The organism is Marinobacter sp. H13, from assembly GCF_059072335.1.
This window is the reverse complement of the sequence record NZ_JCACRU010000001.1, coordinates 495,257-516,372: the sequence shown is the minus strand read 5'-3', so window position 1 is coordinate 516,372 and position 21,116 is coordinate 495,257. Positions and strand designations below refer to the sequence as shown.

The window sequence follows — 21,116 nt, the reverse complement described above, 5'->3', positions numbered from 1 at the left end:
CCATGAATGCGCTGACAGTGGCCAGCAAGGATCAATTCTTTGAACAGTTGGCTGACGCTTTCGCTAAGAAGATTTCCAAAACCGAAGCCAAGAAAATCAGCGAATTTGCCAAGCAGCATTATGCTCATATTCCCCTTGAAGAGCTGGTCAGTCGACGATTTGCGGATACCTATGGCGCCGTTCTGGCCGCCTGGCAGTTTCTGCAGAAACGGTCTGCCGAGGAAACTCCGGTTGCTGTTTTCAACCCCGACCTGGAGAGTGACGGTTGGCAATCGACCCACACCGTTGTTTTTATCCTGCATCCGAACATTCCGTTTCTGATCGATTCCCTGCGCATTGCGATCAACCACCGGGAGATCGGTACCCATTCTATCCAGCACTCGATCCTGCAGGTGAACCGCGACCAGAATGGCAAACTCGAGAAGCTGCACACGTCTAAAAAGAAAGCCTCCGGTTCGGACTACGAGGCGTTCATTGTCCTCGAGATTGATCGGCACAGTAATCCCGAGGATCTCCGTGATCTGGAAGATACCCTGCAGAACGTGCTTCATGAGGTGCGGATCGCTGTCAGCGACTTCCCGGTAGTTACCGAGAAAGTGAACGAGATTCTCGGTGAGCTGGACAACACCACGGCGGGCATTAACGAGGAGCAGAAAGAAGAGGCCAGGGCGTTTCTGGAATGGCTCGCCCGGGACCATTTTACGTTCCTTGGCTACGATGAGTACGACTTTGCCAAGGACAAGAGTGGCATGGTGGTGCGTCGGGTAGAGAATTCCGAACTGGGTATCCTCCGGGTCAATAACGAGCGCCCGGACCGGGTTCGCCTGAACGAACTGCCGCAGCGCACGCGCCACGAGATGACCCGAAGCGATGATATTTTCATCTTCGCCAAATCGGCCCAGCGCTCGCGGGTGCATCGGCCCGCCTACCCGGACTACATCGCAGTCAAGAAATTCAACAGCAAAGGCGAGGTGGTCGGTGAACGGCGGTTCCTGGGCCTTTACACCGCCCGTGTCTATAACGAACGGCCGGACGAGATTCCCCTGCTGCGCCGTAAATTTCAGAGCGTGATGAAACGGTCCGGTTTTCTGCGTGACGACTACGCCGGTAAAGAACTCGAGCAGATCCTGACAGTGTATCCCCGGGACGAACTGTTCCAGATCGAGCAGGACGAGCTGCTCAAGGTGGCCAAAAGTATCCTGTACATCCAGGAGCGTCGCCGGATCGAATTGTTCCTGAGGGAAGACGTTTATGGCCAGTTCGTGACCTGCCTGGCGTTTTTTCCGAGGGACATCTACAACACCGAACTACGGCTGAAAGTCGAGCAGGTGCTGGTTGACCGGTTGGGAGCGGAAGACGTCGAGTTTGTCACCCACTTTTCCGAGTCGGTCCTTGCGCGGGTCCAGTTCACCATTCGGGTACCCCAGGTCGAGAACCGCCAACTGCCCACGGAGGAGATCCGGGAAAAGGTTATCGAGCTTGCCCAGTCCTGGCGTGATGGGTTGTCTGAAGCCCTGAGTGAGGCCTGGGGCGAAGAGCAGGGCAATGAGCTCTATCGCTTGTGGGCGGGCGGTTTTCCGGCCAGCTACACCGATATGTTCTCGCCAAGGCGAGCGGCGATCGATCTGGAGCATATCGCTTCATCGGCGAACAATCATGACCTTGCCATGAGCTTCTACCGGGCTCTGGAAGAAGACGAGAGCACGCTGCATTTCAAGCTTTTCTACCCGGACGAACCGTTGCCGCTTTCCGATGTGATGCCGATCTTCGACAACCTCGGCTTCCGGGTTATCGGCGAACACCCCTTCGAGGTCATCGACCGGCACAACAAAACGGTGTGGATTCACGACTTCACGCTCCAGGCTCACCAGGGGACTGTTGTCGATATTCATCGTATCCGTCCGATCTTTGAGGAGCTGTTCCGCCGGGTGTGGTACGGAGAAGCGGAAAACGACGCCTTCAACCGGATGCTGCTCTCTTCCTACATGAGCTGGCGGGAAATCGCGCTGTTGCGGACCTACGCCCGGTATATGCGCCAGATACGCTTTTCCAACAGTCAGACCTTTATCTCCAACACGCTGGTGAACCACGTTGAACTGACCCGCCTGTTGCTGGAATTTTTCGAAATACGTTTCAATCCGGAGCGTTACCAGAGCCCCGGGAAGAGCCAGGCGGCCCAGCAGAAACTGGAAATCGAATTCAATGCCGGCCTCGAAAATGTGGAGAACCTCAGTGAGGACCGGGTGCTTCGGCTCTACCTGGAATTGATCCAGGCGACCCTGCGTACCAACTACTACCAGCATTGCGAGTCCGGTGGTCCCAAGCCCTACATCAGCGTGAAGTTTGATCCATCCCGGATTCCGGACATGCCATTGCCCATGCCGATGTTCGAGATTTTCGTGTACTCGCCGCGCGTCGAAGGCGTACACCTGCGGGGTGGCAAGGTCGCCCGCGGCGGCTTGCGCTGGTCAGATCGGTTTGAGGATTACCGCACCGAGATTCTGGGGCTGGTCAAGGCCCAGCAGGTCAAGAATGCGGTTATCGTGCCGGTCGGCGCCAAAGGTGGCTTTGTGGCCAAGCGCCTGCCGGATCCGTCGGACAGGGAAGCTTTCCAGGCCGAGGGCATCGAAGCCTATAAGACATTTATCCGGGGGTTGCTGGATATCACCGACAATCTGGTGGATGCCGGCATTGCGCCGCCGGAACGGGTGATCCGTCATGACGACGACGATCATTACCTGGTTGTGGCGGCTGACAAGGGTACGGCAACCTTCTCGGACATCGCCAATGGTCTGGCCGCGGAATACGGTTTCTGGATGGGCGATGCCTTCGCCTCCGGCGGAAGCAATGGTTACGACCACAAGAAAATGGGCATCACGGCCCGGGGTGCCTGGGTCTCTGTAGAGCGGCATTTCCGGGAAATGGGCATCAACCCCGGGCTGGACGAGTTCACCGCCATCGGCATTGGCGACATGGGTGGTGATGTCTTCGGCAATGGCATGTTGTGCTCAGAGAAGACCAAGCTGGTCGCTGCTTTCAACCACGTGCATATCTTTGTCGACCCTTCACCGGATCCGGAGAAGAGCTACAAGGAACGGATGCGTCTGTTCGGACTTCCGCGATCCGCCTGGACCGATTACGACAGCAAGCTGATTTCCAAGGGAGGCGGGGTTTTCAGCCGGAATTCAAAATCTATCCCGGTCAGCCCGGAAATGAAGAAACTGCTGGGTATCAAATCGGATCGGGTGCCACCAAACATGCTGATCTCGCACATCCTCAAGGCCCAGGTCGACCTGCTCTGGGTCGGTGGCATTGGCACCTATGTGAAGGCCGCCAGTGAATCCCACAGTGATGTGGGCGACAAGGCCAACGACGGTCTGCGGATCAACGGTTCGGATCTTCGCTGCAAGGTGGTCGGTGAGGGCGGCAACCTTGGGCTTACCCAGCTCGGTCGCATTGAATTTGCGCTCAAGGGCGGACGCCTGAACACGGACTTTATCGACAACTCCGGCGGTGTGGATTGTTCTGACCACGAGGTCAACATGAAGATCCTGCTCAACCGGGCCGTTGCCATGGGTGATCTCACTAACAAGCAGCGCAACATCATGCTTGAGGAGATGACCGATGACGTCGCGGAGTTGGTGCTCAAGAACAACTACCGGCAGACCCAGGCCATCAGTATTGCCAGCGAGGATGCAGCGACCCGGCTGGAAGAGTATCGCCGGCTGATGAATACCTTTGAGAGCGAGGGCAAGCTCAACCGTGCCCTGGAGTTCCTGCCCGATGACGAGACCCTGTCCGAGCGCAAGCTGGACAAGAAAGGGCTGACCCGGCCGGAACTGTCGGTTCTCATTTCCTATGTGAAGGGCGACCTGAAGCAGACCTTGATCGACAGCACCCTGCCTGACGATCCCCTGCTGGCCGGTGAAATGTACAAGGTGTTTCCCAGGGATCTGACCCAGAAATTCTCGAAGGAGCTGGGAGAGCATCAGCTGCGGCGTGAAATCATCGCGACACAGATTGCCAATGACATGGTCAACCACATGGGGATTACCTTTGTGGAGCGTTTGAACCAGTCTACTGGGGCCGATGCCGCCTCTATTGCTCTGGCCTGGATTATCGCCCGTGACGTGTTCCGCATTGATAACTGGTGGGACAGGATTGAAGCCCTGGATTTCCATGTCTCAGCCCAGCTACAGATGGAGCTGATGCAGGACCTGATGCGCCTGATGCGCCGTTCGGTGCGCTGGCTGTTACGCAACCGTCGGGCGGAGCTGAGCATTCAGCACCACATGGAGCGCTTTGCCGACAGCGTCTGGGCGATTACAGCGGGGCTGCCCGAGTATCTTGGTGATCAGGCGAAAACCACCTGGGAGAAACGGCATCAGGCTCTGGTGGATGCCGGGCTGCCATCAGAGCTGGCGTCCGTGGTTTCGGGTACCGGCCACCTGTACTCGTCTCTGGGTATCATCGAGGCCCACGAAGCCTCTGGCATGCCACTGAAGACGGTGGCCAATCTCTACTATGAGCTGGGTGACCGCCTGGATCTGAACTGGTTCGCGAGCGCCATTGCATCGCTGCAGCCCGGCTCACACTGGCAGGCCCTGGCCCGGGAAAGTTTCCGGGAAGATCTCGACTGGCAGCAGCGGGCGCTAACCACCGGTGTCTTGAAGCTGGCAGACAAGCCGGAAGACGTGCCGGCATGCGTGGAGGCGTGGCTGTCCCGCCATCAGCAGATGATCGACCGCTGGAAATCCATGCTTTCCGAGCTCAAGGGTGTGCGGGAGCCGGAGTACGCCATGTTCTCTGTGGCCCTGCGTGAGTTGCTGGATCTGGCCCAGAGCACCATGCATCAGCCTCATGCGGAGGTGGAAGTGCAGACCAACTGAGTATTGCTTTGGGATGCGTATTCCCGTTCAATCGCCGGACGGGAATCATCAAACGGAGAGGGATAATGGGTCAGCTTGACCATCTTCTGGAAAAAAACCGGGCCTGGGCAGACGGTATCAAGGCCCAGGATCCGCAGTTTTTTACCCGCCTGTCGAATCAGCAGGCACCGGAATACCTGTGGATTGGTTGCGCAGACAGCCGCGTGCCCGCCAACCAGATCGTCGATCTTCTGCCGGGGGAGCTTTTTGTTCACCGGAACGTGGCCAACGTGGTTGTCCACACGGATTTTAACTGTCTGTCGGTACTGCAGTTCGCCATCGAAGTATTGAAGGTCAAACATGTCCTGGTGGTTGGCCACTATGGCTGTGGCGGCGTCAGGGCGGCATTGCTCAATGAAGGATTTGGACTGATCAGCAACTGGCTTCGACACGTTCAGGATGTCCGTGACCGGCATCAGCAAGTACTCGATGCCCTGCCGGGCGTTCAGGATCGGGTCGACCGTCTGTGCGAACTCAACGTGGTTGAGCAGGTGGGGCATGTTTGCCAGAACAGCATTGTTCAGGAAGCCTGGCGGCGGGGTCAGCCGCTCACGGTTCATGGCTTTGTCTACGATGTCTCGGATGGGGTTCTGCGGGATATGGGGTTGTCGGTAGCCTGCGAGGAAGATCGTGAGCGGGTACGGCAGAACAGCATCGATGAGCTGGTTCAGAGGCCGGTACGCTCTGGACGCCAGAAAATCATGCAGTGAAGAATGTAAAATTGCGTCAAAAATTCGTGAAGGGCGTCACTTCCTGACCCTCGGCGTCATCACAGTTGGTCACCTCCTGCTTTGCTAGAGTAGATACTGCAGTAAGCGAGGAGTGTGACCATGAAAGAATTGATGCAAAAAGCCCTGACAGTTCTGAACCAGAGGAAAGATGCCACGGCCAGCGCGGAGTCACGGGGTCGGGGGCGGAAATCGTCTGATGCCGGTCAGGCTGAGGACTGGGGTATGTCACCGGAGGACGCCCTGAGGGTTGGAACGGTTGCCCGTTACAAGTGATTGAAGATTTGATGGTATTTCCTCTCTGAAGGCCCTCCGGTCTCCGTCTTTCAAGGGAGACGCGAGGGCTCATTCCGGTTAGCATATCCCGTCTTTGAACTACCCACTCGGGATAAGCCCATCAATGTCATTGCCCAATTCCCATGAAGTCCTGTTGCGAAACCGCCACCTTGTGCAGGGGAGGCTGGCCCTTTTGGGCGTATCCGCTGGTGAGCTGCTGACGGATTTGCCCGCTGGCGGTATGGCAATGAGTGAGCATGCCGGTGTGTGTGCCTCACTCAGCGGGCGCGACGGCTGGCAGATCTGTTTTGGCTACGACGATCCTGCTCTGGCTGCCGATACCTTTGACACACTCGTGGTTTTTCTTCCCAAGGCCCGGGCGGAGCTTGACCTGCGTCTTGCCCTGGCACGCTGGCTGGCAGCACCCCGCGCTCGACTGGTGCTGGTAGGTGAGAAGAAAGAAGGCATTGCCGGGGCCGTGAAACAACTCAAGGCCGTGGCGCCGCAGGCTACCAAGACCGATAGCGCCCGGCATTGCCAGGTCTGGTGTGCTGAGAATATCGAACCTCTTCCAGAATTCTCGCTTCGGGAGTGGATGACCTGGACCGGGATTGACTGCCAGTCGGTTCACCTGGATGTTGCCGGACTGCCCGGTATTTTCAGTCTTGGTGAGCTGGACGACGGTACCCGCTTGCTGATGGAAACGCTGGACAGGGCGCCTCTGCGGTCTGGCCCGGTTCTGGATTTTGCCTGTGGTGCGGGTGTCCTCGGTGCCTGGCTCCATCGCTGGCAAGAGCGGCAGGACCTTCCCCGGCTGACGATCGACGGGATTGATGTTCAGTCCCAGGCCGTTATCTGTGCAAGGGCCACCTATGAGCGCAATGGCGTTTCCGGGCGGATCATGGCTTCGGACGGCCTTCCGGGCATCGAGGGTTCATGGCCCGTTATTCTCAGTAATCCACCCTTTCACTCTGGTGTCAGAACAGACCTGTCGATGACTGAGCGTTTTCTTCGGGAGGTAGTGCGCCATCTGGCGCCGGGTGGTGAGGTGCGCCTGGTGGCGAACAGTTTTCTGCCCTACGAGCCATTGATGAAGCGCTGTATCGGCCCGGTTGAACGATTGCGGGAGAATCAGCGTTTTACCGTTTATCGCGCTTTTCGACGTTCCTGAACGAAAAAAGCCCCTGGGGTGAGGGGCAAGAGGTTCGCGTCCAGAACAACGGAGCCAACCGGAAAAGGGATGTTCAGCGTGAACACCTTCCACGTTAGGGTTAATTTCTAGAATAAACAGCCTAGAATGGCGCTTTTGTGACAAAAGGCCTCCAGCATGCCCGAAATGACAACCGCCCAACTTGATTTCTCCGGAGGCTCACTGATTCTTGCCCGGCCAGGCACTGGTGATCCGACGCTGAGGGCATGGGATGCGGCGGACGAGCTTCTGCTTGAGGAAGCCATTTGCGCGGCGGCAGCCCTGGGTGAGCCCCGTGTTCTGGTGGTGGATGATCAGTTCGGGGCTCTTTCACTGGGGCTGGCAGCGCTCTCTCCGACCGTGGTGGCCGACAGTGCTGTGTTGCCCGCTGCCCTGGCACATAATGCTTCTTTGAATCCGGAAGTCACGCCACCTGAATCTGTTTTCAGCTGGATTAATGCGCCCGAGGGCCCGTTTGACCTGGTGGTATTGAGAATACCCCGCCAGGCCGACTATCTGGCCTGGTTGCTGCGCTGGCTCAATCGCGTGATGGCGGATTCCGGCGTGTTGCTGGCAGGCGGCATGATCAAGCATCTACCGGCAAGAAGCGTTGATGTGTTCGCCGAAGCTGTACGGACAGAGCAGGTGCTGCCGGCGCGAAAGAAAGCGCGGGTGATTCGATGTAACAGGGGCGCTGCGACTCTCGCGGATTGGTCAGCGACCTGGAAAGGTTACCGATTGGGCGACCGAAAAGGTGATGTGGGCATAGAGGCATTGCCGGCGGTGTTTGCCCGGGAAAAGCTGGATATCGGCACCCGCCTGATGTTGCCACATGTGGTCAACGAGGTGTCGACGGCCAGGGCTGGCGATTCGGTGCTTGATCTGGCCTGCGGTAACGGCGTATTGGGCCTGGCGGCGCTGTCGGAGCGACGGGATCTGCAGTTGGTTTTCAGCGATGTTTCAAGCCAGGCCGTGCTCAGTGCCCGTCGTAATGTTGAAAAAGCCTTTCCGGATGCCAAAGCCGCTTTCTCCCATCGCGATGGTATTGAGTCCGATCCGGGAGCCTTTGATCTGATACTACTGAACCCGCCGTTCCACGAGGGTGGTGTGGTCGGTGATCACATCGCACTTCGGTTATTCGAGCAGGCGTCGCAACACCTGAGGCCGGGCGGTCGCCTGCTCCTGGTAGGAAATCGACACCTTGGCTATCACCGAAGCCTGCGCCGGTACTTTTCGTCAGTGGAGCAGCTGGACGCCAGCCCCAAGTTCGTGGTGTTTCGGGCTGGCAACCGCTGAATAACCTGTCAGATTACAATGTTGGCGCCGGGCGGTCATACCCGAGCCGGGCCAGGGTATCCACGATGGTCTGGGTCTGGCTGTCTATTTCAATATTCACCCGCTGGCCCTCTTCACAGGACCCAAAGGTTGTGGCCCGCAGCGTCTCCGGGATCAGATGGATGTTGAACCGGTTGCCCCGTACCTCGCCAATAGTCAGGCTGGCGCCATTGATGGCGATGTAGCCTTTGGGGAAGATGTAGCGGGCCCATTCCTCGGGCACCTCAAACCATAGCGTGACGTTGTTTTCCGTACGCCGTATTTCGACAATGTTGGCCGCCGTATGTATATGGCCAGAAAGCAGGTGGCCACCAATTTCATCCCCAATGCGGGCGGCGCGCTCGAAATTCACCTGGTCCCCGGTAGTCAGCTCACCCAGCGTGGTAAGTCTCAGGGTTTCCTGCATGGCATCGAAATAGAGCACGCTGTCTTCCTGGCGTGTGACGGTCAGGCAGGTTCCGTTGATTGCCACCGAGGCGCCGATGGAAACGCCATCTGCCTTTTCTGCGGGGAGGCGAATGGCAAAAGTGCTGAGCCCGGGCTCTGCGGTGACGTCTTCAATGGTTGCAATGCCCTGGACAATGCCTGTGAACATAAGCCTGACCTCATTCAATGTGGTATGGGGCGCCTTTCCGGCAGGTGCGCCAAGGATAGCGAGCGGGCTGACTGATGCCAAGGCCCGACTGATGTCGGTATACCGGGGTAAACATTCAAGTATCCTGCATCATGGTCGATACCCTTCATAACCCCTGAATTCGGACAATCTGCCATGGCTGAAAATCAGAGTAAGGCCGCCACCCGGGCAAACAGTCCGGCGCAGGCCCCCGTGCTGCGCCCTGGTCGGGCGGCCGATCCTGTGCCCGTCCCCGTGGCCCCTGGCGACCAGACTCCGGCGACGGTTCCAGCCAATCCGGCGGCGGAATCGGCACCGACCGGTCAGGCGCCAGAGACCAGTTCCGAATCCGAACCATCGGCTGATAGGGGAGAGTCCCGGGACACCGACAGTGGCAAGCCGGAAAGGGTGCTGGCGGAATCCCGCCAGCGCAAGCTCAGGCTGATGCTGCGCCAGTGCGACCGGGTCCTGTTAATGGATTTCGACTTGCTGGCGATGAACGGCTGGCCGGACAACTACACGATGGCCGAGGCGCGCCGGAGTCGGGACCTGTGGCTGTTCAGTGCGTTGATTGCGGCGGCTGTCTTTCTGAGCGGATTAACCGGGTTTGTGCCAGCCTGGATAGCTGGTGGTGGCTTCGGCGCCTTTGTCATCATTCTGTTGTTGGGAGTGCCTGCCGTACGCAGAATCTACACCACCAAACCCTCCTACCTTGATCTGATAATAACTCGCCAGCGGATGCTCCGTGAGGCAAGGCAACACGTCGCCCACCTGGAGGGGTCGGATGGCCTTATCTGGCAATGTGCGCGGATGGCGGATTTTAACCCGGCGCTGAAAAATACCCGGTTCAGTCACCTTCTGAGGTTGTCAGAGAGTCGCAGTCTGTCCCGGCAATTGACCCGCCGAGAGCACGTGCGTCTTTATCTGATTTGTCTGCTGGAAGCAGAGAAGGCGTACAGCCGCGTCCAGAAAGCATTTTTCGAGGGTAACCAGGAAGCCCTTGACCGGGGCTGGGAGGAAGTAGCGGCAGAGCCTGAGCCCAGAACTTGACACAAGTGCACTTCAAACGTATGTTTCAAACAGACGTTTGCTAGAGGCATTGATAACAAAATGGCGCAGTCTGATACCGTTGACCGGATTCTCGATGCAGCCGAAGAGCTGTTCGCCGACCGGGGTTTCTCGGAAACCTCGCTCAGGATGATTACCAGTAAGGCTAAAGTAAATCTGGCCGCTGTCAATTACCACTTTGGCTCAAAGAACGCCCTGATCCATGCCGTATTTGCGCGCTTTCTGACGCCGTTTTCCGCGACACTGGAAAACGCCTTCGACGAGCTCGAAGAGCGGTGTGACGGCAAACCGCCAACGCTGAATCAAACGCTATGGGCACTTACGGAAAGCGCGGTGCGCATGCCCCAGCGTAACGAGAAGGGTATCTCCATCTTCATGCGCCTGCTCGGGCTTGCCTACACCCAGTCCCAGGGGCATTTGCGCAAGTTCCTGGAACAGGAATACAGCGAGCCTTTCAGCCGTTTCATGCGGCTGCTCAAGGAGGCGACCCCGCAGCTATCCTCTGTTGACCGTTACTGGCGCATCCAGTTCATGCTCGGGGCAACGGCGTTCACCATGTCCAGCAGCGATGCCCTGAGGGACATCCTGCAGAACAAGCTGGGTGTGGAAACCACGATCCAAGAAATTGCTGCCCGCCTGGTTCCCTTCCTGGCTGCCGGGATGCAGGCGGAAGACGCCATGCTGATTCCGCCGGTCGGCAGCAAGGTCTCGGTTGCCTGAGTTCCTCTCTCTCGGTTAGGCTTCCCCTCTGAACCTCCGAGGGAGCCTGGCCGGTTTTGACGCATCCCGCATCCGTCCGCATCGACATTGATCTGCCCCTTCAGCGCCTCCGGCTTGAAACCGGAGGCGGTGAGCTTATTGCATCCTATCCGGTTTCCACTGCGCTGAATGGCGCGGGTGAGAGCGATGGCAGTGGCTGTACGCCCCGGGGAGAGCATTATATCCGGGCCTGTATTGGCGCCGGACTTCCGGCCGGAACTGTCTTCCGGGCCCGGCGCCCCACCGGCGAAATCTACAGCGCCGAACTTGCCCGGCGGCACCCTGACCGCGACTGGATCCTGAGTCGGATTCTCTGGTTGTGTGGCCGCGAATGGGGCAAAAACAGGGGGCCGGGTGTCGATACTTTCCGCCGCTTCATATACATTCACGGCACGCCGGACAGCGAGCCTATGGGAATACCGCTGTCCCACGGCTGTGTGCGGATGCGCAATGAAGACATTGTTGATCTTTTTGATCGCGTTGTGCCGGGAACGGTCGTTTCCATTCGATAAACCTTTCGAGACCAGAGGGATCCGATGATCGGGGATGTTATGGCCATGGTGAGTGGCTGGATCGAGAATTTCGGGCTGCTGTCTGAAGCCTGGCGTGTCGGGATTGTCGTATTTGCGCTGGTGTTCGCAACGGCCGCGGTGGCGTACATCGCAAGCCACATTATCGTTGCTATCGAGCGCAAGTTCAGCCAGACCAAAAACCTGTGGGACGATGCCTTGTTGCACGCCGCCCGCAAACCGGTCGTGGCCTTTGTCTGGTTGCAAGGCGTCTACTGGGCTGCAGAAGTGGCTCATCGCTACTCGGAAGCGGAGATCTTCAAGGTCAACGATTCGCTTCTGCAGCTCGGGTTTGTCTTCGTTCTGGTATGGGCGGTCCTGAGGCTGATCAAGGAAGCCGAGGGGATTCTGGTATCGCCGCTGAAAATGAAACAGCCCATGGACTACACCACCGTCAACGCGGTGAGCAAGTTGTCCCGGGCGGTGGTTATCATTACCGCGGTGCTGATTGCGATGCAGTCCATGGGCTACAGCATTTCCGGGGTCCTGGCCTTCGGCGGCGTGGGTGGTATTGCAGTCGGCTTCGCCGCGAAGGACCTGTTGGCCAACTTTTTCGGCGGTTTTATTATCCATCTCGACCGACCGTTCAAGGTTGGGGACTGGGTGCGGTCCCCGGACCGAAACATTGAGGGTACGGTTGAGCACATCGGCTGGCGTCTGACCACCATCCGTACCTTCGACAAACGTCCGCTTTATGTGCCCAATGCTGCGTTTACCACCATCGCAGTGGAAAACCCCTCACGCATGACCAACCGCAGGATCTACGAGACGATTGGCATCCGGTATGCCGATGTCGGGCAGATGGCAACCATCGTCGACGACATCAAGGCCATGCTGCAGCAGCATGAGGACATCGACAGCGATCAGACCCTGATTGTGAACTTCCTGGCGTTCAACGCGTCGTCTCTGGATATCATGGTGTACACCTTCACCAAGACCACCCAGTGGGTGCAGTTCCACGAGGTGAAGCAGGATGTATTGCTGAAAATCAGCGACATTATCGAGGGTTACGGTGCCGAAGTGGCCTTCCCGACCCGAACTCTGCATCTTCCGGACGGCGTCCGGCTATCCGGATCGCAGTCCGCGGGAGCCTCGGACAAGAGCGAGGCGGATTCTTCCGGCAAGAGCGCCGAGACATTGCAGAACCGTCAGACAACCGGAGATTTGGAAGACTCAGGAGATTCAGAATGACGTCACCGGAGAAAATGCACCCTGTTGGCATCATTGGCGGCACCGGCCTCACCACTCTGTCAGGCCTTGAGATTACCGGTGAGAAGCCGGTCAGGACATCCTGGGGCGTTCCATCCGCGGCCCTCGTTGAGGGCCACTTGGGGGATCAGCCGGTCATCTTCCTGTCGCGCCATGGTAACCCCCATCGTATTCCACCCCACCAGGTGAACTATCGGGCCAATTTGCGGGCCCTCTACGAAGCCGGGGTCCGAACGGTGATCGGGGTTAACGCTGTGGGTGGGATTCACCCGGATATGGGGCCTGCCCATGTGGTTATTCCCGATCAGATTATTGACTACACCTGGGGGCGTGCCAGCACCTTTTACGAGGGCGATCTGGACTCGGTAACCCACATTGATTTCACCTGGCCCTACGATGAGAGTGCGCGTCAGATTCTCATTGATGCCGCCGGCGCTGAAAATGTGCCGTTCTCCGGTTTCGGGGTGTACGGGGCAACCCAGGGCCCGAGGCTGGAAACCGCGGCTGAAATCATCCGGATGGAGCGGGACGGCTGCGACCTGGTAGGAATGACCGGTATGCCGGAAGCCGCGCTGGCGGCGGAACTTGGAATGCGTTACGTCTGTCTGGGTTTGGTGGTGAACTGGGCGGCTGGAAAATCCGACCATATCATCACCATGGAAGAAATTGAGGCGGCCATCGAGCAGGGAATGTCCGGGGTCAAGCGGATCCTCGAAGTCTCGATGGCTGGCCTTGGGGTGCTTACTCCGTTGCCTCAATCTTCTTGAAAAACACCAGCACGCCGATCGTGGGGGAATCGAGGAAGTGGATTTCCTCACTGCGCATCCGGCGGGTTTCCCGAATCCAGGTCAACAATTCCAGGGGCGCGGGTTCAGCCAGAACAGGTAGTTGCTGACCGGCTGTTTCTCCGGTTGCTGCTGACATTGGGGCGGAGTCACTTGCTCCGGATGCGTCCGGAGCGGGGGGTGTTTCTTCAGAGAGCTCGGTCGCAGCCTCTACAGGCGGCTCCGATGTCTCTTCTGCCAGTTGCCAGTGGTTCAGATGCACATTGACGTGCAAATAGCGTTGCCGGTCGATGGTGATGTGTCCCTCAACCTCCCGGGTGCGAGCCTCATTCAGCCAGTCACCTGCTTCAACCCGCAAGGGTGTCCCCTCGTAATCTGGTGGAAACGCCTCGTACCAACCGGCAGCCACAAGCACACGGTAACGGCCACTGCGTTCGAGTCTGGCGGCGGCACTGGCAAGATGGAGATCCTTTCGGGGCGCCAATTCCAGTGTGGTTTCCGTGGTGCCATTCTCCAGCGATGACCAGAGAACCTCTTCGGTCTCAAGGGGCGGCTCTACCGAGCGATCAGACATCCGTTCGTTCACAGCTTCCGGCTCTACGATCCGCTCAAGAATGACAAACTCCGCCCGGTAGTAGTCATCCGGAACCGGCGTGCCGGGCTCAAGAGGCAAGGTTGCCCTGTCAAGCTGCTGTGCGGCGCCTGTTAGAGAAAAGCTCAGAAGCAGAGCTGCCAGGATGGCCCGGGTCGGGTATCGGCACCAGCGAATTCCATCAATTTGCAAGGGTCGTACTCCACTTGTTGGTCGGCCGTTCATGAGCCGGACGCGTCATTTTTTGCTGGCTCCAGCTCGCCAAGCATCCGGGAAATGCCGTCGAGTTTACCACCGGTTGTGGCATCCTTCAGCCGAAAACGGAAGCTGTTGGCGCCTTCGAGCCGGTACTGGTCAGGTGCGGATTGCACTTTTTTAACCAGAACCAGCGGATCCACCGGTGTCGAGCTGCCAAACTCGATCCGCGCCCACTCCTTGCCGGCATCGACTTTCACGATGCCCAGGGCTTCTGCACGCAATCGAAGCTCGGTCTGGCGGATCAGGTTTTTGGCCGGATCCGGTAATAATCCGAACCGATCGATCATTTCAACCTGAAGTTCTTTTAATGCTTCCGGGCTGTCCACGCTGGCAATCCGTTTGTAGAGCATCAGGCGGTTATGGACATCCGGCAGATAATCCTCGGGGATCAGAGCCGGGATTCTCAGGTTCATTTCGGTGCCGTGGCTAAGTGGCAGGTCGGCATTCGGGGTTCGGCCCTCGCGAATGGCCTTGACGGCCTCGTCCAGCAGCTGCATGTAAAGGGTGAAGCCGATGCTTTCGATCTGCCCGCTCTGTTCTTCCCCCAATAACTCCCCGGCACCGCGGATTTCCAGGTCGTGAGTGGCCAGCATGAAGCCGGCACCCAGGTCCTGCGCCTCCGAAATCGCATCCAGACGCTTTTTGGCGTCCGCCGTGATGGATTTCGGCGGTGGCGTGAGCAGGTAGGCATAGGCCTGGTGGTGCGAACGGCCGACCCGGCCCCGAAGCTGATGCAGTTGCGCCAGGCCGAACTTGTCTGCCCGCTCGATAATAATGGTGTTGGCGCTGGGAACGTCGATGCCGGTCTCAATGATGGTTGTGCACACCAGCACGTTGAAGCGTTTGTGGTAGAAGTCGGACATGATCTTTTCCAGATCACGCTCTCTCATCTGCCCGTGGGCGACGCCCACCCGCGCTTCCGGAATCAGCGAACGTAGATCCTCTGCCGTCTTCTCGATGGTGGCCACGTCGTTGTGGAGGAAGTAGACCTGACCGCCCCGGAGAATCTCCCGCAGTATGGCTTCCTTGACCATGGCGTTGTCTTTCTGGCGCACAAAAGTTTTCACCGAGAGCCGCCGGGCCGGAGGAGTGGCGATAATCGAGAGATCCCGCAGATGCCCCATGGCCATGTTCAGCGTCCGCGGAATCGGGGTGGCGGTCAGGTTGAGCATGTCCACTTCGGCCCGCAGTGCTTTTAGTCTTTCCTTCTGCTGAACGCCAAAGCGATGCTCTTCGTCGATGATAACCAGGCCAAGATTCTTGAATTTGATGTCGCCCTGTAGCAGTTTGTGGGTGCCGATGACGATGTCGGCCCGGCCGTTCTCCACCGCCTCCAACGCCTTGCTGGTCTGGCCAGCCGTGCGGAACCGGCTGAGCAGCTCGACCTGCACAGGGGTATCCGAGAAACGGTCCCGGAAGGATTCATAATGCTGCTGGGCGAGCAGGGTAGTGGGGACCAGAACCGCCACCTGCTTGCCCGACCAAGTAGCCAGGAACGCCGCGCGCATGGCAACCTCGGTTTTCCCGAAACCGACATCGCCACACACCAGGCGATCCATGGGCTGCTCGCTGGTCATGTCCTCGAACACCGACTGGATAGCAACCTGCTGGTCTGGTGTCTCCTCGAACGGAAAGCCGGCAGCAAAGGCACGATAGGCTTCCTTGGGATCCTCGAAGCTGAAGCCTTTGCGCGCCTCCCGGCGGGCGTACACATCCAGCAGCTCGGCGGCAGTGTCCCGGATCTTCTCAAGGGCTTTCTGTTTCGCTGTGCTCCAGCGGTCCGTCCCGAGTTTGTGCAGCGGCGCGTGTTCGGTGTCATTGCCGGCATAGCGGGAAATCAGGTGCAGGCTGGAGACCGGAACATACAGCTTTGAGCCCCCGGCGTACTCAAGCATCAGGAATTCGCTCGCTTCGCCCTCTACGGTGATGGTCTCCAGGCCCAGGTAACGGCCAACACCGTGGTCGATATGAACCACCGGCGCACCAATCCGCAATTCGGACAGATCCCGGAAGCCGGCATCGTCCGTTTCCGTAGGCTTCTCGCGGCGCCGCCGCTGTAGTACCCGCTCGCCGAACAGGGCGGTCTCGGTGATCAGGGCAACGGAATGCTCGGGCAGAACCAGGCCTTGCTCCATCGGGGCAATGGTGATGGCGACCGAGCTTTCCTTATCGTCGAGAAAAGCCTGCCAGCCGGACAGGGTTTTCAATTCAACACCCTGTTCGCCAAGATTCTCCATCAGCGCCTCGCGCCGACCGGACGATTCGGCGCATATCAGCACGTGGCCGTCGAACTCTCCCAGAAACCGCTTGAGGCGACCGGCAGGGTCTGCGGCCCGACCGTCCATGGCGATATCCGGCAAGGTTGTCGTGGGGCAGTTAACTGATCCCGCGGCATCCTTTGTCTCCGCGGAGACGGTTACCCTCGGGAAGGCCTTCAGTTGTCCGAACAGCTCTTCCTGCTGCAGGAAGAGGAGCTTGGGCGGCAGAATCGGCCGCAGGCGATCGTGACGACGATCTTCGTACCGGTTGCGGGTTTCACTGTCAAAGTGGCTGACCGCATCGTTCAGTCCGTCCGCAGTAAAAACGTGAGTGGCGCCTGGCAGATAGTCAAACAGGGTTGCCGTCTCGTCGAAGAACAGCGGCAGGTAGTACTCAATGCCCGGCGGGGTAATGCCGTGAGTCACGTCCTGGTAGATGGGGGTGTCTTTGTCGGCATCCGGGAACTGCTCGAACCAGCGGCTGCGGAATCCGGAGCGCGCCTCTTTGTGCCAGGGGAATTCAAAGGCGGGCAGCAGTTCGATGCGTTCGATCCGGTCGATTGAGCGCTGAGTCTCGGGGTCGAAAGTCCGGAGCGTTTCGATCTCATCATCGAATAGGTCAATCCGATAGGGCTGGCTGGCGCCCATGGGGAAAATGTCCAGTATGGCGCCCCGGACCGCGTATTCGCCGTGCTCGTAGACGTTCTCGGCATGCCGGTAGCCTGCCGCCTCAAGCTGCATTCGCCAGCTCTTGATATCCAGGGACTGTCCCACTTCCAGAAGCAGGGTGTTGCCCTGGAGGTAATTTACTGGCGGCAGCCTGTGCATCAGCGTGCGTGCAGGAACCACGAGAACCCCATGGCTGGTTGCGGGCAGGCGGTGCAGGGTCCGGATTCGCCGGGAAATAATGTCCTGGTGGGGCGAAAACAGATCGTAGGGCAGGGTTTCCCAGTCGGGCAGCGACAGCAGTTCCAGCCCGTCGTCGCTGACCGCCGGGCCGTCTTCTTCCGGGGGTAGCCCCAGGAAGAAGCGCATGGCCTGCTCAAGCCGGATGGTATCGGCGGTGCTGCGGGTAATGACCAGGGTCAGACCCTTGTGCGCGCGCGCACTTTCGCAGATGGCCAGCGCCTCACTGCTGCCGTGCAGTTGACCCCATGTTCGGTGATCGGCCGGCCGAGACGGAAATTCGGGGGCAATCAGGGGGAGGGGTGACGGGCGTGTGCTGGCACCTTGGCTCATGGGCGGTCAGGTTCTCCTGCTGTGGATGTCCGGGAGCGGTGAGGCGCGTATTCTAACGCTCGCGCCCCTCACTGTCATGGCGCCGGCGCCATGGTCGGCGTTTGCGTTATTAGCCGGCGCGACCTATACGAAGGTCATGGCCCGCCGTATTTGCGGTCGACCGGATTAAATTGGATAATGTGCGCCCCAATTTCCAAGTGCCAATTGCAGAGGTCCAAGCGTGAGTCACGAACAGATCAATCAGCACCTGTCCAACTGGACAGAAAGAGAATCCACCGCGGAAGCCATGATTCCGCTGATCGGCCGCCTCTACCGCAAAAACAATGTGGTTACTTCTGTATACGGCCGCGCCATCATCAACCAGTCGGTTATCGATATCATCCGTGCCCACCGATTTGTGCGCCAGGTTGAAGACAGCGAGCTTTCTGTTCACGACACCCTGCCGATCCTCCAGGCCATGGACAAACTTGAACTCGGTCGTGCCCACGTGGATATCGGCAAGCTGGCGGTCAAGTTCAAAGAGGAAGGCGGCGACCTGACCGAATTCCTGAAGCGTGAAATCGGCCCGGTTGTGGGGCAGTACGCTGCCCAGTCCGAGGAAGATGCCAACAATGACACCAAAGACGTCGTTCTGTACGGTTTTGGCCGGATTGGTCGTCTGCTGGCTCGTATCCTGATCGAGAAGGCCGGGGGTGGCAACAACCTGCGTCTGCGTGCGATTGTGGTTCGCCAGGGCGGTGCGGAAAATGATCTCGAGAAGCGCGCCAGTCTGCTTCGCCGTGATTCCGTGCACGGTCCGTTCGATGGCACCATTACCGTTGATGAGAAGGAATCCGCCCTGATTGCCAACGGCAACTATATCAAGGTTATCTACTCTGATGGGCCGGACAAGGTGGATTACACGGATTACGGCATCAACAACGCCATCGTGATCGACAACACCGGTAAGTGGCGTGATGAAGCCGGTCTTGGCCTGCACCTGAAATCAAAAGGCGTCAGCCGCGTTATCCTGACGGCGCCGGGTAAGGGCGATATCAAGAACATCGTTTATGGTATCAACAACGACTGGATTACTGACGAAGACAGGATCCTGTCAGCCGCCTCCTGTACCACCAATGCCATCACACCGGTATTGAAGGCGATTGAAGACGAATACGGCATCGAAGATGGTCACGTGGAGACGGTGCACTCCTACACCAACGACCAGAACCTGATCGATAACTACCACAAGGGCAGCCGCCGCGGGCGCAGCGCCGCCCTGAACATGGTAATTACCGAGACGGGGGCCGCCAAGGCTGTCTCCAAGGCGCTGCCGGTTCTGAAGGGCAAGCTGACCGGTAATGCGATCCGGGTGCCAACGCCGAACGTGTCCATGGCGATCCTGAATCTCAACCTCAAGAAAGACGTTGATGTGGAAGGTGTTAACGAATACCTGCGGGATATGGCGCTGCACTCGGAGCTGCAGAAGCAGATCGACTTCGTGAACTCTCCGGAAGTGGTTTCCACCGACTTTGTCGGTTCCCGCCATGCCGGCATCGTTGATGCCCAGGCAACCATCACCAGTGGCAAGCGTCTGATCCTGTATGTTTGGTACGACAACGAGTTCGGCTACAGCGCGCAGGTGATTCGTGTGGTCAACCAGATGGCCGGCGTAAATTACCCGATCTTCCCCAAACGTGCGAGAGACTGAGCGAATCGCGCCGATCTGGTGAAGTAATGGTGTTCAGAACCCCGATAGCGATTGCTGTCGGGGTTTTTTGTTTTTACGGTCAGCTAAACGACTGGTTTGGCTGTCGACGCACAACCGGTTCCGGTTTCTGGTGGAAATAGGATTCCTTAATCTCTATAATTGGCGCGATTTTGGGTACGTCTGGCACTCCGTTTCTCATGGTTTTTCTGGGCCGCAGGTGTCGGGCGTTACGAATCCATTGAAAAGTTTCTGATGATTGGATGAGGCTAATGATCAAGATCAAAAAAGGCCTGGATCTTCCCATCAGCGGCGCTCCCGAACAGACCATTACAGACGGCAAACCCGTTCGCCACGTTGCGTTGATCGGTTTTGACTATATCGGCATGAAGCCGACGATGGCTGTGAAAGAGGGGGACCGTGTCAAGCGCGGTACGCTGCTGTTCACGGACAAGAAGACCGAGGGCGTTCGTTATACTTCACCCGCCGCGGGCGTTGTGAAAGAGATCAACCGTGGTGAGCGTCGGGTATTCCAGTCGATCGTTATCGAAGTCGATGGCGATGAGGCTGAGACCTTTGCGCGCTACAGCGAAGCGGATCTTGCCGGCCTGGAACGCCAGCAGGTAGTCGATAATCTGGTGGAATCCGGGCTCTGGACTGCGTTCAAGACGCGTCCGTACAGCAAGGTTCCGGAGATTGATTCCGCTCCCCACTCAATTTTCGTGTCGGTCATGGATACCAACCCGCTGGCAGCGGACCCGACGGTCATCATTGGCGAAAACAGCCAGGCGTTCGAGAAAGGCCTTGAGATCCTTACCAAACTGACCACCGGCAAGGTGTTTGTCACTGGCAAGCCAGGATCCAACGTCGCTGTTCCCAGGTCCGACGCCGTTGAGGTGCACCAGTTCGATGGCAAGCATCCGGCCGGCAACGTGGGAACCCATATCCATCACCTGGATCCGGTTTCTGGCAGCAAGACGGTCTGGAGTATCAATTATCAGGACGTTATCGACATTGCCAAGCTGTTTGAATCCGGTGAAGTCCCTGTTGAGCGTGTCGTGGCGATCGGTGGCCCCAAGGCCCTGAAACCCCGTCTCGTGCGTACTCGTCTGGGTGCTAGTCTTGAGGAGCTTCTCGACGGTGAAGTTGCCACAGATTGCGAGATCCGGGCGATTTCCGGCTCCGTGTTCGGCGGTCGCCGTGGCGATGGTCCCTGCGCCTATCTTGGCCGGTTTGCCAATCAGGTGTCCGTGCTTGAGGAAGGTAACAAGCGCGAGTTCATGGGCTGGCTGTCGCCGGGTGCGAACAAGTTCTCCGTCATGAATATTTACCTGTCCAAGCTGGTCGGTGGCAAACGGTTCGATATGACCACCACCACCAATGGCAGCGAGCGGGCGATGGTGCCGGTGGGTGTTTACGAAAAGATCATGCCGCTGGACATTCTGCCCACGCAGTTGCTGCGTTCCCTGATTGTCGGCGACACAGAGATGGCACAGAAGCTTGGCGCACTGGAGTTGGATGAAGAAGATCTGGCGCTGTGCACCTTTGTGTGCCCCGGCAAATATGAATATGGTCCGATTCTCCGCGAGAACCTGACCCGAATCGAGATCGAGGGCTAATACG

Annotated in this window: 15 protein-coding genes; 12 read left to right on the top strand and 3 right to left on the bottom strand. The window is 58.2% G+C overall.

The window, feature by feature from the left end:
• The first annotated feature begins 2 nt into the window (after positions 1-2).
• The 5 genes from AC5JQH_RS02405 to AC5JQH_RS02385 all read left to right on the top strand — a co-directional run bounded on the left by AC5JQH_RS02405 (position 3) and on the right by AC5JQH_RS02385 (position 8,417).
• Positions 3-4,889, top strand: a complete 4,887-nt coding sequence (locus AC5JQH_RS02405) for an NAD-glutamate dehydrogenase (RefSeq protein WP_493805242.1) — start codon at positions 3-5, stop codon at positions 4,887-4,889.
• Positions 4,890-4,954: 65 nt separating this feature from the next.
• Positions 4,955-5,638 (top strand): carbonate dehydratase, encoded by a 684-nt coding sequence (gene can / locus AC5JQH_RS02400; RefSeq protein ID WP_008173125.1) that lies wholly within the window; start codon positions 4,955-4,957, stop codon positions 5,636-5,638.
• Positions 5,639-5,758: 120 nt separating this feature from the next.
• Entirely contained in the window at positions 5,759-5,932 is a 174-nt protein-coding gene (locus tag AC5JQH_RS02395) for a hypothetical protein (RefSeq protein ID WP_008173126.1), read from the top strand.
• 124 nt (positions 5,933-6,056) lie between these two features.
• Positions 6,057-7,103 carry a methyltransferase gene (locus AC5JQH_RS02390; RefSeq protein WP_008173127.1) on the top strand — a complete coding sequence of 349 codons (1,047 nt, stop codon included), beginning with the start codon at positions 6,057-6,059 and terminating at the stop codon, positions 7,101-7,103.
• 165 nt (positions 7,104-7,268) lie between these two features.
• Positions 7,269-8,417, top strand: a complete 1,149-nt coding sequence (locus AC5JQH_RS02385; protein WP_273072126.1) for a class I SAM-dependent methyltransferase — start codon at positions 7,269-7,271, stop codon at positions 8,415-8,417.
• Positions 8,418-8,430: 13 nt separating this feature from the next.
• On the opposite strand, the gene AC5JQH_RS02380 is transcribed toward AC5JQH_RS02385, so the two are convergent.
• Entirely contained in the window at positions 8,431-9,051 is a 621-nt protein-coding gene (locus AC5JQH_RS02380) for a riboflavin synthase (protein WP_008173129.1), read from the bottom strand.
• 174 nt (positions 9,052-9,225) lie between these two features.
• Between AC5JQH_RS02380 and AC5JQH_RS02375 the strand changes: the two genes are divergently transcribed.
• The 5 genes from AC5JQH_RS02375 (at position 9,226) to AC5JQH_RS02355 (ending at position 13,441) form a co-directional block, all read left to right on the top strand.
• The gene (locus tag AC5JQH_RS02375) at positions 9,226-10,119 is read left to right on the top strand and encodes a hypothetical protein (RefSeq protein ID WP_273017784.1); all 894 of its coding nucleotides are present in this window, start codon (positions 9,226-9,228) and stop codon (positions 10,117-10,119) included.
• Positions 10,120-10,179: 60 nt separating this feature from the next.
• Positions 10,180-10,857, top strand: a complete 678-nt coding sequence (locus tag AC5JQH_RS02370; RefSeq protein ID WP_273017752.1) for a TetR/AcrR family transcriptional regulator — start codon at positions 10,180-10,182, stop codon at positions 10,855-10,857.
• A gap of 86 nt (positions 10,858-10,943) precedes the next feature.
• Complete coding sequence (locus AC5JQH_RS02365) at positions 10,944-11,408, top strand: L,D-transpeptidase family protein (RefSeq protein WP_405421017.1); 465 nt, start codon at positions 10,944-10,946, stop codon at positions 11,406-11,408.
• A gap of 24 nt (positions 11,409-11,432) precedes the next feature.
• The gene (locus AC5JQH_RS02360) at positions 11,433-12,656 is read left to right on the top strand and encodes a mechanosensitive ion channel family protein (protein WP_273017754.1); all 1,224 of its coding nucleotides are present in this window, start codon (positions 11,433-11,435) and stop codon (positions 12,654-12,656) included.
• Positions 12,653-13,441 carry an S-methyl-5'-thioinosine phosphorylase gene (locus AC5JQH_RS02355; RefSeq protein ID WP_493805241.1) on the top strand — a complete coding sequence of 263 codons (789 nt, stop codon included), beginning with the start codon at positions 12,653-12,655 and terminating at the stop codon, positions 13,439-13,441. The genes AC5JQH_RS02360 and AC5JQH_RS02355 overlap by 4 nt, the downstream gene beginning before the upstream one ends.
• Here AC5JQH_RS02355 and AC5JQH_RS02350 read toward each other — a convergent pair.
• Entirely contained in the window at positions 13,416-14,243 is an 828-nt protein-coding gene (locus tag AC5JQH_RS02350; RefSeq protein ID WP_008175078.1) for a CsiV family protein, read from the bottom strand. The genes AC5JQH_RS02355 and AC5JQH_RS02350 overlap by 26 nt on opposite strands.
• Positions 14,244-14,272: 29 nt before the next feature.
• Entirely contained in the window at positions 14,273-17,806 is a 3,534-nt protein-coding gene (gene mfd, locus AC5JQH_RS02345; RefSeq protein ID WP_493805240.1) for a transcription-repair coupling factor, read from the bottom strand.
• A gap of 235 nt (positions 17,807-18,041) precedes the next feature.
• On the opposite strand from mfd, the gene AC5JQH_RS02340 reads away from it, so the two are divergent.
• The gene (locus AC5JQH_RS02340; protein ID WP_413540232.1) at positions 18,042-19,496 is read left to right on the top strand and encodes a glyceraldehyde-3-phosphate dehydrogenase; all 1,455 of its coding nucleotides are present in this window, start codon (positions 18,042-18,044) and stop codon (positions 19,494-19,496) included.
• Positions 19,497-19,765: 269 nt separating this feature from the next.
• Entirely contained in the window at positions 19,766-21,112 is a 1,347-nt protein-coding gene (locus tag AC5JQH_RS02335) for a Na(+)-translocating NADH-quinone reductase subunit A (protein ID WP_008175071.1), read from the top strand.
• Positions 21,113-21,116: the final 4 nt, after the last annotated feature.

What these genes read in the sequence shown, in the direction of transcription:
- AC5JQH_RS02380 (WP_008173129.1), bottom strand. Translation starts at nt 9,051, where the DNA reads ATGTTCACAGGCATTGTCCAGGGCATTGCAACCATTGAAGACGTCACC.
- can (WP_008173125.1), top strand. Translation starts at nt 4,955, where the DNA reads ATGGGTCAGCTTGACCATCTTCTGGAAAAAAACCGGGCCTGGGCAGAC.
- AC5JQH_RS02395 (WP_008173126.1), top strand. Translation starts at nt 5,759, where the DNA reads ATGAAAGAATTGATGCAAAAAGCCCTGACAGTTCTGAACCAGAGGAAA.
- AC5JQH_RS02405 (WP_493805242.1), top strand. Translation starts at nt 3, where the DNA reads ATGAATGCGCTGACAGTGGCCAGCAAGGATCAATTCTTTGAACAGTTG.
- AC5JQH_RS02370 (WP_273017752.1), top strand. Translation starts at nt 10,180, where the DNA reads ATGGCGCAGTCTGATACCGTTGACCGGATTCTCGATGCAGCCGAAGAG.
- AC5JQH_RS02385 (WP_273072126.1), top strand. Translation starts at nt 7,269, where the DNA reads ATGACAACCGCCCAACTTGATTTCTCCGGAGGCTCACTGATTCTTGCC.
- AC5JQH_RS02375 (WP_273017784.1), top strand. Translation starts at nt 9,226, where the DNA reads ATGGCTGAAAATCAGAGTAAGGCCGCCACCCGGGCAAACAGTCCGGCG.
- AC5JQH_RS02335 (WP_008175071.1), top strand. Translation starts at nt 19,766, where the DNA reads ATGATCAAGATCAAAAAAGGCCTGGATCTTCCCATCAGCGGCGCTCCC.
- AC5JQH_RS02390 (WP_008173127.1), top strand. Translation starts at nt 6,057, where the DNA reads ATGTCATTGCCCAATTCCCATGAAGTCCTGTTGCGAAACCGCCACCTT.
- AC5JQH_RS02355 (WP_493805241.1), top strand. Translation starts at nt 12,653, where the DNA reads ATGACGTCACCGGAGAAAATGCACCCTGTTGGCATCATTGGCGGCACC.
- mfd (WP_493805240.1), bottom strand. Translation starts at nt 17,806, where the DNA reads ATGAGCCAAGGTGCCAGCACACGCCCGTCACCCCTCCCCCTGATTGCC.
- AC5JQH_RS02360 (WP_273017754.1), top strand. Translation starts at nt 11,433, where the DNA reads ATGATCGGGGATGTTATGGCCATGGTGAGTGGCTGGATCGAGAATTTC.